14 protein-coding genes are annotated in these 14,448 nt (G+C 64.4%); all 14 read left to right on the top strand.

All coding sequences use genetic code 11. The features are described from left to right. Nucleotides 1–136 precede the first annotated feature (136 nt). Entirely contained in the window at nucleotides 137–1,588 is a 1,452-nt protein-coding gene (gene cysG / locus J2R76_RS23535) for a siroheme synthase CysG (protein ID WP_253625044.1), read from the top strand. Continuing rightward, entirely contained in the window at nucleotides 1,585–1,902 is a 318-nt protein-coding gene (locus tag J2R76_RS23530; RefSeq protein ID WP_028334721.1) for a DUF2849 domain-containing protein, read from the top strand. The genes cysG and J2R76_RS23530 overlap by 4 nt, the downstream gene beginning before the upstream one ends. 12 nt (nucleotides 1,903–1,914) lie before the next feature. Beyond that, a complete protein-coding gene (locus J2R76_RS23525; RefSeq protein ID WP_253625043.1) occupies nucleotides 1,915–3,570 on the top strand; it encodes a nitrite/sulfite reductase in 1,656 nt (551 codons plus the stop codon). Then, nucleotides 3,557–4,072: a DUF934 domain-containing protein gene (locus J2R76_RS23520; protein ID WP_016845212.1), complete on the top strand. Its 516-nt coding sequence runs from the start codon at nucleotides 3,557–3,559 to the stop codon at nucleotides 4,070–4,072. The genes J2R76_RS23525 and J2R76_RS23520 overlap by 14 nt, the downstream gene beginning before the upstream one ends. Further along, a complete protein-coding gene (locus tag J2R76_RS23515) occupies nucleotides 4,069–4,797 on the top strand; it encodes a phosphoadenylyl-sulfate reductase (RefSeq protein ID WP_057016152.1) in 729 nt (242 codons plus the stop codon). Before J2R76_RS23520 ends, J2R76_RS23515 begins: the two co-directional genes overlap by 4 nt. A gap of 204 nt (nucleotides 4,798–5,001) precedes the next feature. Then, on the top strand, nucleotides 5,002–5,991 hold the full coding sequence (locus tag J2R76_RS23510; RefSeq protein ID WP_057016182.1) for a sulfate ABC transporter substrate-binding protein: 990 nt from the start codon (nucleotides 5,002–5,004) through the stop codon (nucleotides 5,989–5,991). A 50-nt stretch (nucleotides 5,992–6,041) separates the two neighbouring features. Continuing rightward, nucleotides 6,042–6,848 carry a sulfate ABC transporter permease subunit CysT gene (gene cysT / locus J2R76_RS23505; protein ID WP_076824967.1) on the top strand — a complete coding sequence of 269 codons (807 nt, stop codon included), beginning with the start codon at nucleotides 6,042–6,044 and terminating at the stop codon, nucleotides 6,846–6,848. A gap of 9 nt (nucleotides 6,849–6,857) precedes the next feature. After that, the gene (gene cysW, locus J2R76_RS23500) at nucleotides 6,858–7,820 is read left to right on the top strand and encodes a sulfate ABC transporter permease subunit CysW (protein WP_375166529.1); all 963 of its coding nucleotides are present in this window, start codon (nucleotides 6,858–6,860) and stop codon (nucleotides 7,818–7,820) included. Continuing rightward, nucleotides 7,810–8,859: a sulfate/molybdate ABC transporter ATP-binding protein gene (locus tag J2R76_RS23495; RefSeq protein ID WP_028342240.1), complete on the top strand. Its 1,050-nt coding sequence runs from the start codon at nucleotides 7,810–7,812 to the stop codon at nucleotides 8,857–8,859. Before cysW ends, J2R76_RS23495 begins: the two co-directional genes overlap by 11 nt. Nucleotides 8,860–9,058: 199 nt before the next feature. Next, nucleotides 9,059–9,556: a CAP domain-containing protein gene (locus tag J2R76_RS23490; RefSeq protein ID WP_028334729.1), complete on the top strand. Its 498-nt coding sequence runs from the start codon at nucleotides 9,059–9,061 to the stop codon at nucleotides 9,554–9,556. Between the two features lie 106 nt (nucleotides 9,557–9,662). After that, a complete protein-coding gene (locus J2R76_RS23485) occupies nucleotides 9,663–10,832 on the top strand; it encodes a DUF3734 domain-containing protein (protein ID WP_057016154.1) in 1,170 nt (389 codons plus the stop codon). A 12-nt stretch (nucleotides 10,833–10,844) separates the two neighbouring features. Beyond that, nucleotides 10,845–11,633, top strand: coding sequence for a 3-hydroxybutyrate dehydrogenase (locus J2R76_RS23480; protein WP_253625042.1), 789 nt, complete (start codon nucleotides 10,845–10,847; stop codon nucleotides 11,631–11,633). A 201-nt stretch (nucleotides 11,634–11,834) separates the two neighbouring features. After that, nucleotides 11,835–13,226 carry an FAD-binding oxidoreductase gene (locus J2R76_RS23475; RefSeq protein ID WP_253625041.1) on the top strand — a complete coding sequence of 464 codons (1,392 nt, stop codon included), beginning with the start codon at nucleotides 11,835–11,837 and terminating at the stop codon, nucleotides 13,224–13,226. 24 nt (nucleotides 13,227–13,250) lie between these two features. After that, nucleotides 13,251–14,432: a CynX/NimT family MFS transporter gene (locus J2R76_RS23470; protein ID WP_076824940.1), complete on the top strand. Its 1,182-nt coding sequence runs from the start codon at nucleotides 13,251–13,253 to the stop codon at nucleotides 14,430–14,432. Nucleotides 14,433–14,448: the final 16 nt, after the last annotated feature.

Raw genomic sequence — 14,448 nt, 5'->3', positions numbered from 1 at the left:
GCCTTGGCCTGTGGAGTTGAAAATTCTAAAGTTGCGCTGCAATAGAGAAGAAATAATTTTCTCTTTGCTGGCCTTGATCGAGAGATAAATAGAAAATAATTTCAGTCAACCCCCAAGTTGGGGAAGCGAGTGTCTGATGCGATATCTGCCGGTGTTTCTGGATCTGCAAAGCGGCAAGGTGCTGCTCGTTGGAGCGGGCGACCTCGCGCGCGCCAAGTTGCGGCTGCTCGCAGCCGCCGGCGCCGCGGTGCGCTGGTACGCGACCGACAGCGATCATGACATTGCCGGTCTCGCGGCGGAGGACGCCGCGCGGATCGAGCGCGCCGAAGGCGATCCGCTCGCCGCCGACCTCTCCGATGTCATCGCCGTCCTCTGTGCCGGCGCAGGCGAGATCGGTGTTGCGATGTCGGTGCGCGCCAAGGCGATCGGCGTGCCGGTCAACGTGATGGACGACCTCGTGCATTCCACCTTCATCATGCCGGCGATCGTCGATCGCGGCGATGTCGTGGTCGCGGTCGGCACCGGCGGCACGTCGCCGGTGGTCGCGCGCCGCATCCGCGAGAAGATCGAGGCGGTGCTGCCGGCGCGGATCGGCGATCTCGCCGGCTTCATCGGCGGCGTCCGCAAATCGATCCACGCCCGCATCGAGGAGTTTCCGCTGCGTCGCCGCTTCTGGGAGCGCATTGTCGACGGCCCGATTGGCGCGCTGGTGCTGGCCGGCCGCAAGGACGAGGCCGAGCAGGCGCTGAACGCGATCGCCGATCCCGCCGCATTCGCCGGCGCGAGCGCGGAAGGCAAGGCCATCGGTCACGTGACGCTGGTCGGCGCCGGTCCCGGCGATCCGGATCTGCTCACGGTGAAGGCGTTGCGCGCGCTGCAGGATGCCGACGTCGTGTTCTATGACGAATTGGTGTCATCCGAAGTTCTCGACCGCATCCGGCGCGATGCCACGCGGATCCCGGTCGGCCGCCGTGTCGGCAAGCCCGGCATCGGCCAGGACGCCATCAATGCGCTGATGATCGAGGCCGCGCAGTCGGGCCAGCGCGCGGTGCGGCTGAAGGGCGGCGATCCCTTTATCTTTGGCCGCGGCGGCGAGGAAATCGAGGCGCTGCGCGACGCCGGCGTCGCTTACTCCATCATTCCGGGCGTCTCCGCCGGTCTGGGCGCGGCCGCGCAATTCGAAGTGCCGCTGACCTTCAGGCACGAGGCGCTGCGCATCACTTTCCTCACTGCGCACAAGGCGCGCGATGCCGAGGTTGTCGACTGGTCGGTGCTGACAGACAAGAAGATGACCGTCGTCGTCTATATGGGCATGACCGCGGCGCCTTCGATCCGCGAAGGCATGCTTGCCGCGGGCCGCTCGCCGGAGACGCCGGTCGGCGTGTTCGCGCGCGTGACGCGGCCGGATGCCAAGGCCGCGGTCGGCACGCTGGCGCGGCTGCCCGAACTGGTCAAACAGGTCGACGGCGGTCCGGCCATTCTCATCATCGGCGACGTGGTCGCGCATTCCGCGCCGTGGAGCCGGTCCAACGTCACCCAACTCTTCTCCAACCAGATGTTCTCCGAACTGCTGAAAGCTGCCGAATGACCTCTCCGCTTGAACAGAAGAAAATCAGGATCACGGGCCCCTCGGTGGTGACCGCCAACCGCACCTGGGATGGTGCCGTGGTGTACCGGACCGCCAAGCAAGGCTGGTCCACCGAACTGTCCGATTCCGCCGTCGTCAGCACCTCCGACGACGCGCGCGCTCTCTTGGCCGAAGCCACCGCTGACGATGTCGGCGCGGTCGGCCCCTACATCGCGCCGGTCGAGCTCAAGGACGGCGGCAAGCTCAAGCCGGGCAATCTTCGCGAACACATCCGCGCCAAGGGCGTCACGATCGATCTTCAGGTGCCGGCGTAAGGCTCATCCATCATGTATGCATATGACGAACTCGACCGCACGCTGATCAACGAGCGTGTTTCGGAATTCCGCGACCAGGTGAAGCGCCGCCTTTCCGGCGAACTCACCGAGGACGAATTCAAGATCCTGCGCTTGCAGAACGGCGTGTACCTGCAGCTGCACGCCTACATGTTCCGCGTCGCGATCCCCTACGGCACGCTGTCGTCGAAGCAGTTGCGCCGGCTCGCCCATGTCGCGCGCCGCTACGATCGCGGCTACGGCCACTTCACCACGCGGCAGAACATCCAGTTCAACTGGATCAAGCTCGCCGAGCTGCCCGATGCGCTCGCCGATCTCGCCGAAGTCGGCATCCACGCGATGCAGACCTCCGGCAACAACATGCGCAACGTCACCTCGGACCAGTGGGCAGGGGTGGCGCCCGGCGAGATCGAGGATCCGCGGATCTGGTCGGAGATCCTGCGCCAGCACACCACGCTGCATCCGGAATTCTCGTTCCTGCCGCGCAAGTTCAAGATCGCGATCACCGCCTCCGAGAACGACCGCGCCGCGATCAAGATCCACGACATCGGCTTGCGGCTGCACAAGAACGCCGACGGCGAGACCGGTTTCGAGGTGCTGGTCGGCGGCGGCCTCGGCCGCACGCCGTTCATCGCCAAGACCATCAAGCCGTTCGTGCACGGCCGCGACATCCTGAGCTATGTCGAGGCGATCCTGCGCGTCTACAACCAGTACGGCCGCCGCGACAACATCTACAAGGCGCGCATCAAGATCCTGGTGCACGAGCTCGGCATCGAGAAGTTCGCCAAGGAAGTCGAGGAGGAGTGGAAGGCGATGGGCGATGTCGGGCTGACGCTCGATCACGCCGCCATCGAGGAGGTCCGCTCGCGCTTCTCCTATCCGCCTTACGAGAAGCTGCCGCACATGCCGGACGAGCTGAAGCAGGCCGCGCATGATCCGCTGTTCGAGCGCTGGCGCAAGAACTCGGTGGCGCCGCACAAGGTGCAGGGCTATTCGATCGTGACGCTGTCGCTGAAGCCGGTCGGTGGCCCTCCGGGCGACGCCACCGCGGAGCAGATGGACGCAGTCGCCGACCTCGCCGACAAATATTCGTTCGGCGAGATCCGTGTCGGCCACGAGCAGAATCTGGCGCTGCCGCACGTCGCCAAGCGCGACCTGCCGCAGCTGTTCAAGGCGCTCGACCGCCTCGGCCTCGCGACGCCGAACGTCAACCTCGTCACCGACATCATCGCTTGCCCCGGGCTGGATTACTGCTCGCTGGCCAACGCGCGCTCGATCCCGATCGCGCAGGAGCTGACGCGCCGTTTCGCCAACCACGACACCGCCGACCTGATCGGCCGGCTGCACATCAACATCTCCGGCTGCATCAATGCCTGCGGCCATCACCATGTCGGCCACATCGGCATTCTCGGCGTCGAGAAGAACGGCGAGGAATTCTACCAGATCACGATCGGCGGCCGCGCGGACGAGAACGCGCAGTTGGGCACGCTGATCGGCCCGGCCGTTCCCTATGCGGAAGTCGCCGACGTGATCGAAGACATTGTCGAAGCCTATCTCGCGCTGCGCGACCGTCCCGAGGAATTGTTCGTCGATACGGTGAAGCGTCTGGGCGTCGAGCCTATCAGGGAGCGGGTCTATGCCACTCGTTAAGCAGGGAAGAATCACCACCGATCTGTTCGTGCATGTCGCCGACGGCGCCGAGCTGCCGGGCGACGGCGCGGTGCTGGTGAGCGCCGAGCGTTTTCTCGCCGATCCGGAGGCGCTGCTGCGCCGTCCCGGCAAGCTAGGGGTGATCTGGCCGAACAACCGCAACCTCGACGATCTCGTGCCGCATCTCGATCGGCTGGCCTCGGTCGCGCTGGTGTTTCCGACCTTCCGCGACGGCCGCGCCTACAGCCAGGCGCGCCTGCTGCGCGAGCGTTACGGCTATGACGGCGAACTGCGCGCCACCGGCCAGATCCTGCGCGACCAGTTCGTGTTCATGACGCGCGCCGGCTTCGACGCCTTCGAGGTGAAGAAGGACGCCGACGCCGACGCGTTCGCCGCGACCATGAAGCGCTATTCGGTGTTCTACCAGCCGACCGGCGACGGCCGCGTCACCGCACTCAACCGCCGCATGCAGCTGCGTCACTCGGAGAGCGCCGGCCAGTGAGCACGCTCGCACCAGAGCTCGCAGTGGCGCCGGCCGCATTGCCAGCGGCCGATGCGCTCGATCGCGCGCTGCGCACGGCATCACCCGCCGAGGTGATCGCAGCCGCGGTCAAGACGCTCGGCCGCGAGAAGGTGGCGCTGGTGTCGTCGTTCGGCACCGAGTCCGCCGCGCTGCTCAAGGTGATGGCGGACGTCGATCCGGCGATCCCGGTGGTGTTTCTCGATACCGGCTGGCTGTTCGAGGAGACGCTGGCTTATCGTGACACGCTGGTCGAAACGCTCGGCCTCACCGACGTGCGTTCGATCAAGCCCGATGAGGAGGCGCTGTCGCGCCAGGATCCGGACCGCGAATTGTGGTTCACCGATCCCGACGCATGCTGCCGCATCCGCAAGGTCGAGCCGCTGGCGCGTGCGCTGAAGCCGTTCGCCGGCTGGATCAACGGCCGCAAGCGTTTCCAGGGCGGTGCCCGCGCCGACATCCCGGTTGTCGAGGATGACGGCGTCAGGCTGAAATTCAATCCGTTCGCCAACGTCTCGCGCGAGGAGATCGAGGCGATCTACACGCTCGGCAAGCTGCCGCCGCATCCACTTGTCGCATCGGGATATCAGTCGGTCGGGTGTATGCCTTGCAGCAGCCGGTCCGCTGCCGGCGAGGATGCGCGCGACGGCCGCTGGCGCGGCCGGGCCAAGACGGAATGCGGCATCCATACGATGAAGATGTCATAGGGTATGGAGCAGGGCGCTCGATCGCGATGAGCCTTCGTCGCGATTTGGCGACGCGACAAAGCCTTCGCAGTGCGGCAACTTCGTAGCACAAGCGCGCTGCGCCGCCGAAAACAAAGAAAACCGGTTTCGTTGACTTAAGACCACTTCGCCGTGAGTTATGTCTTGCGTGTTCCCTGACATTTCTCAGGTTGAATGGAGAGCGAAATGATCCGTCGTATCCTGCCGCTGGTCGCGGGACTGTTGTGGGCGAGCTCGGCCTTTGCGGCCGACTATTCGCTGCTGAACGTGTCGTATGATCCGACCCGCGAGCTCTATGTCGATTTCAACAAGGCGTTCGCCGCGGCCTATCAGAAGGAAACCAGCAAGAGCGTCGAGATCAAGCAGTCGCATGGCGGCTCCGGCTCGCAGGCGCGCTCGGTGATCGACGGATTGCAGGCCGATGTCGTCACGCTGGCGCTCGCCTATGACATCGATGCGATCGCGGGCAAGGGCCTGATCGCGGCCGACTGGCAGAAGCGGCTGCCGCTCAACGCCTCGCCCTACACCTCGACCATCGTGTTCCTGGTGCGCAAGGGCAATCCCAAAGGCATCAAGGATTGGGACGATTTGATTAAACCCGGCGTCAGCGTCATCACGCCGAACCCGAAGACCTCGGGCGGCGCGCGCTGGAACTATCTCGCCGCCTGGGGCTATGCGCAGAAGAAGTTCGGCTCCGCGGACAAGGCGAAGAAGTTCGTCGCCGATCTCTATCAGAACGTGCCGGTGCTCGACACCGGCGCGCGCGGCTCGACCGTGACTTTCGTCGAGCGCGGCGTCGGCGACGTGCTGCTGGCGTGGGAGAACGAAGCCTTTCTGGCGCTTCGCGAATTCGGCGCGGACAAGTTCGAGATCGTGGCCCCGGCGCAGTCGATCCTGGCCGAGCCGCCGGTCGCCGTGGTCGACAAGGTCGCCGACAAGAAGGGCACCCGCGCCGTCGCCGAGGCCTATCTGAAGTACTGGTACACCAAGGAAGGCCAGGAGATCGCCGCGCGCAACTCGTACCGACCGCGCGATCCCGAGATCGCCAAGGAGTACGAAAAATCCTTCGCCAAGGTTGAACTTTTCACCATCGACGACGTTTTTGGTGGTTGGACCAAGGCCCAGAAGGAGCACTTCGCCGAGGGCGGCATCTTCGATCAGATCTACAAGAACTGATCGGATTATCAGGGGGATATGTGAGCACAGCGGTTGCACGGCGCAGTACCCTGCCGGGGTTCGGTCTCACCATGGGACTGACCCTGACATGGCTGTCCGTTATCATCCTGATTCCGCTGGCCGCGCTGTTCCTCAAGACGTTCGAGCTAAGCCTCGACCAGTTCTGGGGCATCCTCACCAGCCGCCGCACCCTGAACGCCCTGAAGATTTCGTTTGGGCTTTCGTTTGCGGCCGCATGCGTCAACCTGGTGATGGGCACCGTCATCGTCTGGGCGCTGGTGCGTTATCGCTTTCCGGGCCGGCGGCTGTTCGACGCCATCGTCGATGTTCCGTTTGCCTTGCCGACGGCGGTCGCCGGCGTCGCGCTGACGCAGCTGTTCGCCCAGAAGGGCTGGCTCGGCGCGCCGCTCGCCGAGCTCGGCATCAAGGTCGCGTTCACGCCGATCGGCATCTTCATCGCGATGATCTTCATCGGCATTCCGTTCGTGGTGCGCACGGTGCAGCCGGTGCTGATCGATCTCGATCCCGAGATCGAGGAGGCGGCGGCGAGCCTGGGCGCCAATCGCTGGCACACGGTGTTTCGCGTCATCCTGCCGAGTTTGATCCCGGCGCTGCTCACCGGCTTTGCGCTGGCCTTTGCCCGCGCCATCGGTGAATACGGCTCGGTGATCTTCATCGCCGGCAATCTGCCCAATGTCTCCGAGATCGCGCCGCTGTTGATCGTGATCCGGCTGTCCGAATTCCGCTACGCCGATGCCACCGCGATCGCGGTCGTGATGCTGGTGGCCTCGTTCCTGATCATCTTCCTGATCAACCGGCTGCAGCGCTGGGCGCAAGCCCGCATCCCCGTGCATTGAGGTCTTGCGATGTCGATGCAGACGGGATTGGTGACCTCGACCACGCAACTGCGGACCTACGCACCCGCGACCGATGTCAGCGTCGCGGCGCCGGCGCCGCGGCTCGAGATCGCGCGCGCGGAGCCGGGGACGGCGCAGCACAATCTGCGCACCGAGCCCGGGCCGATCCGCTTCATCATCATCGCACTCGCGATCACCTTCCTCAGCGTCTTCGTCGTGCTGCCGCTGGTCGTGGTGTTTGCGTCGGCGTTCTCGAAAGGTGTCGGCGCGTATCTCGCGGCGCTGGCGGAGCCTGAGGCACTCGCCGCCATCAAGCTGACGCTCTTGATCGCCGCGATCTCGGTCACGCTCAACCTCGTGTTCGGGGTGATCGCGGCCTGGGCGATCTCGAAGTTCGAGTTCACCGGCAAGACCTTCCTTATCACGCTGATCGACCTGCCGTTCTCGGTCTCGCCAGTGATTTCGGGCCTGGTCTACGTGCTGCTGTTTGGCGCGCAGGGCTATTTCGGGCCGTGGCTGCAGGCGCATAACGTCCACATCCTGTTCGCGGTGCCGGGCATCGCGCTGGCGACGATCTTCGTCACTTTCCCCTTCGTGGCGCGCGCGCTGATCCCGCTGATGCAGGAGCAGGGCACCCAGGAAGAGGAGGCGGCGATCTCGCTCGGCGCCTCCGGCCTGCAGACCTTCTTCCGCGTCACGCTGCCCAACATCAAATGGGGCCTGCTGTACGGCGTACTGCTCTGCAACGCGCGCGCGATGGGCGAGTTCGGCGCGGTGTCGGTCGTCTCCGGCCACATCCGCGGCGAGACCAACACGATGCCGCTGCTGGTCGAAATTCTTTACAACGAGTACCAGTTCGTCGCCTCGTTCGCGATCGCATCGCTGCTCGCGATGCTGGCGCTGATCACCCTGGTGGCGAAAACCGTTCTCGAACGGCGGCTCGACGAGGCAGAGGTGCCCGATGGCGATTGAAGTCAAGAATATCGTAAAGACGTTCGGCAGCTTTGCCGCGCTCGATAATGTCGACCTCAAGGTCGCCGACGGCGAGTTGCTGGCGCTGCTCGGTCCGTCCGGTTCCGGCAAGACGACGCTGCTGCGCATCATCGCGGGCCTGGACTGGCCCGACTCGGGCGAGGTCGCGATCGACGGCGAGAATGCGCTCTCGCGCGGCGCCAGCGAGCGCCAGGTCGGCTTCGTGTTCCAGCACTACGCGCTGTTCCGCCACATGACGGTGTTCGAGAACGTCGCCTTCGGCCTGCGCGTGCAGCCGCGCGCGATCCGCAAGGACGAGGCGACGATCCGTGCCCGCGTCAAGGAGTTGCTCGACCTGGTGCAGCTCGATTGGCTGGCCAATCGCTATCCCAGCCAATTGTCCGGCGGCCAGCGCCAGCGCATCGCGCTGGCGCGCGCGCTCGCGATCGAGCCGCGGATCCTGTTGCTCGACGAGCCGTTCGGCGCGCTCGATGCCAAGGTGCGCAAGGAGCTCAGGCAATGGCTGCGCTCGCTGCACAACGAGATCCACGTCACCTCGATCTTCGTCACCCATGACCAGGAAGAAGCGCTCGAAGTCGCCAACCGCGTCGTGGTGATGGACAAGGGCAAGATCGAGCAGATCGGCTCGCCCGGCGAGGTCTATGACAATCCGGCGACCGCCTTCGTGCATGGCTTCATCGGCGAATCCATCGTGCTGCCGGTCGACGTCGCCGGCGATGCGGTGCGGCTGGACGGCCGTCCCCTGAACATTCCGGCTTTGGGCGCGGCGTCGGGCGCGGCAAAACTGTTCGTCCGCCGCCACGACATGGCGGTCGGCCCGGCCGGAACCGGCGCCCTGGAAGGCGCCATCCGGCACGTCCGCTCGTTCGGTCCGATCCAGCGCGCCGAGGTGGCCCTGTCGGGGAGCGAGGGCAAGACCGTGATCGAGATCGACGCCCCCCGCGACCGCGAGCTCCAGGCCGGCGAAATCGTCTCGCTGCAGCCCCGCCGCTACCGGATCTTTGCCGCCCAGGAGTAGGCATCCGGGCGACGGTTCCTGACCACATCCACCGTCATTCCGGGGCGGTCCGTAGGACCGAGCCCGGAATCTCGAGATTCCGGGCTCGCTTCGCGCCCCGGAATGACGGCATTTCGCAGCCAAAAGTTAGCCCCTGTTCACCATTCAGCCACGGTTGGTATGCAACAACGGCGGGCCAATCTTTGGGGGTTTTCTTACAGTGAAACGGACGACGGTCGCCCTGTTCGGGCTTCTGCTGCTTGCCGGCTGCGGCACGGACACCAAAATCCCGGAAGAACCGACCATGTATCTCAACATGGCCCAACCCGGCGCTGTCCTGGATAGCCAGGCGGCCGCGATCATGTTTTCGCAGTATCGCCAGAACAATGGTCTTGGCACCGTGGTGGTCGATCCGGACCTGACCAAGCTCGCTGAGCAGCAGTCGCAGGCGATGGCCGCCCGCAACAAGATGGACCATGACGTAAAGGCCCCGCTCGGCAAGCGGCTGCAGGCCGGAGGCTATCCCGCCACCGTCGCGGTCGAGAACATCTCGGCCGGCTATCACACGCTGGCGGAAGCCTTTTCGGGCTGGCGTGATTCACCGCCGCACAAGGCCAATATGCTGAAGAGCGGTGTCACAAAAATGGGCATCGCGGCGGTCTATGCTCCCAACACCAAGTACAAGGTGTTCTGGACGCTCATTTTGGCGGCAACCTGATCTCGATAAATTCCGCGTGATCTAACCCCATAATCTCGCTGATTGACGCCGCGGCGAACTGTCGCCACGGTTGCGGCCCAAGTCGTTTTTGAGCGAACGGTTACGAATGGATACTTCCGACACCGCGCCTGCCTCGACGCCGGCGCAAGCGCAGCGCGTGCTGGTTCTTCAAGGCGGCGGCGCGCTCGGCTCCTATCAGGCCGGCGCCTTTCAGGCCCTCTGTCACGCAGGCTTCGAGCCGGAATGGATCGCCGGCATCTCGATCGGCGCCATCAACGCCGCGATCATCGCCGGCAACGAGCCGGCCGAGCGCGTGCCGCGGCTGAAGGAATTCTGGGAGATGGTATCGGCGCCGGTGCCGTGGAATCCGGTCTCGAAGCATGAACGCGCCCGCTCGCTGTTCAACGAGACCAGCGCCGCCATCATCGCGACCTTCGGCGTGCCCGGCTTCTTCACGCCGCGGATTCCGCCGGCGCCGCTGTGGCCGCCCGGCAGCTCGCAATCGCTGAGCTATTACGACACCGCGCCGCTGAAGAAGACGCTGGAGCGCCTCGTTGATTTCGACCGGATCAACGATCTGAAGACGCGCCTGTCGGTCGGCGCGGTCAGCGTCACCTCGGGCAATTTCCGCTATTTTGACAATTACGAGTTCAGGAAGCTCGGCAAGAAGATAGGCCCCGAGCACATCATGGCCTCGGGCGCGCTGCCGCCGGGCTTTCCGTCCGTCGTCATCGAGGGCGAGCATTATTGGGACGGCGGCATCGCCTCCAACACCCCGCTCGACTTCGTGCTCGACGAGGAGACCAGCCGCGATCTTCTGATCTTCCAGGTCGATCTGTTCAGCGCGCGCGGGCCGTTGCCGGAGACGCTGCTGGAGGCCGCCGAACGCGAAAAGGATATCCGCTATTCCAGCCGGACGCGGATGAACACCGACAAGAACAGGCAGATCCACAACGCCCGCATGGCGGTACGCGACCTGATCGGCAAGCTGCCCGATTACCTGAAGAACGATCCGTCGGTCGAGCTGCTGCGCAAGGCGTCCAAGGAGAACACCGTCACGGTGGTTCACCTGATCTACAAGAGCAAGAACTACGAGAGCTCCTCGAAGGACTACGACTTCTCCCATGTTGCGATGGTCGAGCACTGGGGCGCGGGCGTCCGCGACGTGCATTTGTCGATGCGTCACAAAGAATGGCTAGAACGGCCGCAGTCCGGGGAGACCATGGTGACTTACGACCTCACGGGGGATGAACCCACACCCCCCGCAAGCAAATAGGAGCGACCGACAATGGGTACGTTGACAGGCAAGACCGCCGTTGTGACCGGCTCGACCAGCGGCATCGGATTGGCGATCGCGCGCGCCTTCGCCGGCGCCGGCGCCAATATCGTTCTCAACGGCATGGGCGTTCCGGCCGATATCGAGAAGGAGCGTTCCGGCATCGAGACCGACTTCAAGGTCAAGGCCGTGCATTCGCCGGCCGACATGACCAAGCCGGCCGAGATCGCCGAGATGGTTGCGCTCGGCGAGAAGATCTTCGGTTCGGTCGATATCCTGGTCAACAATGCCGGCATTCAGTTCGTTGCGCCGATCGAGGAATTCCCGCCGGAGAAGTGGGAAGCGATCATCGCGATCAATCTGTCGTCCGCGTTCTACGGCATCCGCGCCGCGGTGCCCGGCATGAAGAAGCGCGGCTGGGGCCGCATCATCAACACCGCCTCGGCGCACTCGCTGGTCGCTTCGCCGTTCAAGTCGGCCTATGTCTCGGCCAAGCACGGCATCGCCGGCCTCACCAAGACGGTGGCGCTGGAGCTCGCGCAGCACAAGATCACCTGCAACTGCATCAGCCCGGGCTATGTCTGGACCCCGCTGGTCGAGCACCAGATCCCGGAGACCATGAAGGCGCGCAACATGACCAAGGAGCAGGTCATCAAGGACGTGCTGCTCGCCGCGCAGCCGACCAAGGAGTTCGTGACCTCCGATCAGGTTGCGGCGCTTGCGCTGTTCCTGTGCAGCGACGATGCCGCGCAGATCACCGGCTCCAACTACTCGATCGACGGCGGCTGGACCGCGGAGTAATTTTCCGGCGGGATTTGGCGGCCTCAGAACAAGCCGGCTCTGATTGGATCAGGGCCGGCTTTTGTTTTGGGGCTGCAAGCGTCGCCATCGCCTGGAGCCATCGCTTTTGGCGAAATTTTGCAACTTTTTCCGATCGGATTCAGGACGATTTGGCACGCCGTGGGATGATGGCATGGGCATTCCTGACGAGGAGCAAATCGGATGGAGCAGCGGCAGGCAAATAACGAGGTGATGGGCGAGCCGCATTCCGAGCTTCGGCCCAGCTCCCAGCTACGGCTCAAGGGCCAAGTGGTCCTCGACGGGAGCGCCGGTTACGACGAGGCGCGCAAGGTCTGGAACGGCGCCGTCGACAGGCGGCCGGCCATGATCGCCTACTGCGCGGATACCCGGGATGTGGTCGAGGCTGTGACATTCGCGAGGTCCCGCACGTTCCCGGTGGCCGTTCGCAGCGGAGGCCACAATGTCGCTGGCCTCTCGGTCTGTGACGGCGGCATGGTCATCGACCTGTCCCGGATGAAGCGCATCGATGTCGATCCGGTCCGGCGCACCGCGCGCGCGGAAGCCGGCCTCGATCTCGGCGAATTCGATCGTGCCACGCAGGCGCACGGCCTGGCGACCACCATGGGGGTCAATAGCGACACCGGCATCGCCGGGCTCACGCTTGGCGGCGGCTTCGGCAAGCTCGGGCGAAAATACGGGTTGACCTGCGACAACCTGATTGCCGCCGAAGTGGTGACAGCCGAGGGACGGGTTTTAAGGGCCAGCGCGACCGAACACCCCGACCTGCTCTGGGGCTTGAGAGGAGGCGGCGGCAATTTCGGCATCGTGACTGCGTTCGAATACCAGTTGCATGCGATCGGCACGTCGTTGCCCGTCGCGTCAACGCTTTATCCTTACGATCAGGCGCGCGAGGCAATGCAGTTCTACGATGAATTCGCCCGCAACGCTGCCGATGAGGTCAACGTCGATGCGGCCCTTGTGACGCTGCCGTCGGGCGACCGGTTCTTCAACATCTCCGGTTGTTATGTCGGCTCGCATCATGACGGTGAGCGCGCCCTTTCGCCGATCGTCAAGTTCAGCTCGCCCGTCGAGACGCGCCTCGCAACCGTTCCCTATCTCGAGATTCAGTCAGGCGGCGATGCCCTGTTTCCGCGGGGACGTCGCTATTACTGGAAGGCGCAATTCCTGCGCGAGATCGGTGCCGGCGCGATCGACGCGCTGCTCGACGCCTATGCGAGAGCCCCCAACACCTCGTCCTTGCTGGTTCTCCAGCATGTCGGCGGCGCAATTGCACGGGTTCCGGTATCGAGCTCGCCTTACGCAAACCGCGATGCGGCGTTCGACTGCTTTCCGGTCGCGATCTGGGACGATCCGGCCGGTGACGAAGCGAACATGCGTTGGGCGCGCGAGCTGTGGAGTGCCGTCAGGCCCTATTCGACCGGCGGCGTCTATGCCAACAACCTGGGGGATGAGGGCGAAGACCGCGTGCGCGATGCCTATGGTGAAAATTACGCACGTCTTGTCGCGCTCAAGAACAAATACGATCCGACGAATTTCTTCCGCCTGAACCAGAACATCAAGCCGACGACATAGTTCTGGGCATCGGAGAAAATCCAAATGCGAAGCCGCTGGACCATTCTTGCTGCTCTGTTCGTCGCTCGTGCCACCATCGCCTTTCAGTTTCAGAGCGTCGCGGCCATCGCGCCACAGCTCAGCCAGGGTCTGGGCGCGAGCCTGGCCGATATCGGCGTTCTGATCGGGCTCTACTTTGCGCCGGGCGCCTTGCTTGCCTTGCCTGGCGGCGCGATCGGCCGCCGCTATGGCGACAAGGTGGTGGTCCTTGCCGGTCTCCTGATGATGCTGGCAGGCGAACTGCTGATGACCACGTCGACGTCGTGGAGCGTGCAGATCGCAGGCCGGCTGACTGCCGGCATCGGCGGCGTCCTCCTGAACGTCCTGATGACCAAGATGGTCGCGGACTGGTTTGCCGGCCGGGAAATCGCCACCGCGATGGCCATTTTCATCAACTCATGGCCGGCCGGCATCGCAGTCGCTCTCATGCTGTTGCCGGCAATCGGAGCCACGCTCGGACTCCATGCCGTCAATCTTGCCGTCGCCGGGGTGATCCTGATCGGTCTCGGCCTCATAGCTCTGGTTTATCGCGCGCCGGATGCGGCCGTCGCGGTTGAAGGCGAGCCTAGCAGCCTGACCGCCGACACGATCTGCGCCGTGATTGCCGCTGGGCTGATCTGGTGTCTCTACAACATCGGTTTTGCGATGATCTTCAGTTTCGGTCCATCGATGCTGGTCGAGCAAGGCTGGTCCGGCGCCGCAGCCGGATCAACCATCAGTATCGTGCTCTGGCTCGCCGCCCTTTCGGTGCCGTTGGGCGGCTTCCTCGCCGATCGGACCAGGCGCGGCGAGGTCATCCTGATCACGGGCTGCATCGCCTTCGCGCTTCTGACACTGCTCTTGTCGCGCAGCGGCACGGTGCTTCCCGTCGTCATTGCTCTTGGAATCCTCTGCGGCCTGCCTGCCGGTCCAATCATGAGCCTGCCTGCGCGCGTGCTCGAGCAGAGGACGCGGCCGATCGGAATGGGAATATTCTACACCGTCTTTTACGCCGGCATGCTGGCTGGACCTGCGATCGGAGGAAAGCTCTCCACCGCGGTCGGCTCCGCGAGCGCGGCGCTCGACTTCGGCGCCGCCGTGCTGCTGGCTTGCCCGGCCGTTCTGTGGTTCTTCCGACGCATGGTTGCCGGCCACTCTTGGAAGCAGGCGGACATCAGGCGCGCCTGACCGGCGCAAGGCTGAA

Origin of the sequence: Bradyrhizobium sp. USDA 4532, assembly GCF_024171315.1 — a bacterium.
GTDB lineage: Bacteria > Pseudomonadota > Alphaproteobacteria > Rhizobiales > Xanthobacteraceae > Bradyrhizobium > Bradyrhizobium australafricanum.
The sequence above is the reverse complement of the archived record's forward strand: the minus strand, read 5'-3'. Positions and strand labels throughout refer to the sequence as shown.

Coding starts and splice junctions, on each gene's coding strand:
- cysG (WP_253625044.1), top strand. CDS start 137: ATGCGATATCTGCCGGTGTTTCTGGATCTGCAAAGCGGCAAGGTGCTG.
- J2R76_RS23530 (WP_028334721.1), top strand. CDS start 1,585: ATGACCTCTCCGCTTGAACAGAAGAAAATCAGGATCACGGGCCCCTCG.
- J2R76_RS23525 (WP_253625043.1), top strand. CDS start 1,915: ATGTATGCATATGACGAACTCGACCGCACGCTGATCAACGAGCGTGTT.
- J2R76_RS23520 (WP_016845212.1), top strand. CDS start 3,557: ATGCCACTCGTTAAGCAGGGAAGAATCACCACCGATCTGTTCGTGCAT.
- J2R76_RS23510 (WP_057016182.1), top strand. CDS start 5,002: ATGATCCGTCGTATCCTGCCGCTGGTCGCGGGACTGTTGTGGGCGAGC.
- cysW (WP_375166529.1), top strand. CDS start 6,858: ATGTCGATGCAGACGGGATTGGTGACCTCGACCACGCAACTGCGGACC.
- J2R76_RS23495 (WP_028342240.1), top strand. CDS start 7,810: ATGGCGATTGAAGTCAAGAATATCGTAAAGACGTTCGGCAGCTTTGCC.
- J2R76_RS23485 (WP_057016154.1), top strand. CDS start 9,663: ATGGATACTTCCGACACCGCGCCTGCCTCGACGCCGGCGCAAGCGCAG.
- J2R76_RS23480 (WP_253625042.1), top strand. CDS start 10,845: ATGGGTACGTTGACAGGCAAGACCGCCGTTGTGACCGGCTCGACCAGC.
- J2R76_RS23475 (WP_253625041.1), top strand. CDS start 11,835: ATGGAGCAGCGGCAGGCAAATAACGAGGTGATGGGCGAGCCGCATTCC.
- J2R76_RS23470 (WP_076824940.1), top strand. CDS start 13,251: ATGCGAAGCCGCTGGACCATTCTTGCTGCTCTGTTCGTCGCTCGTGCC.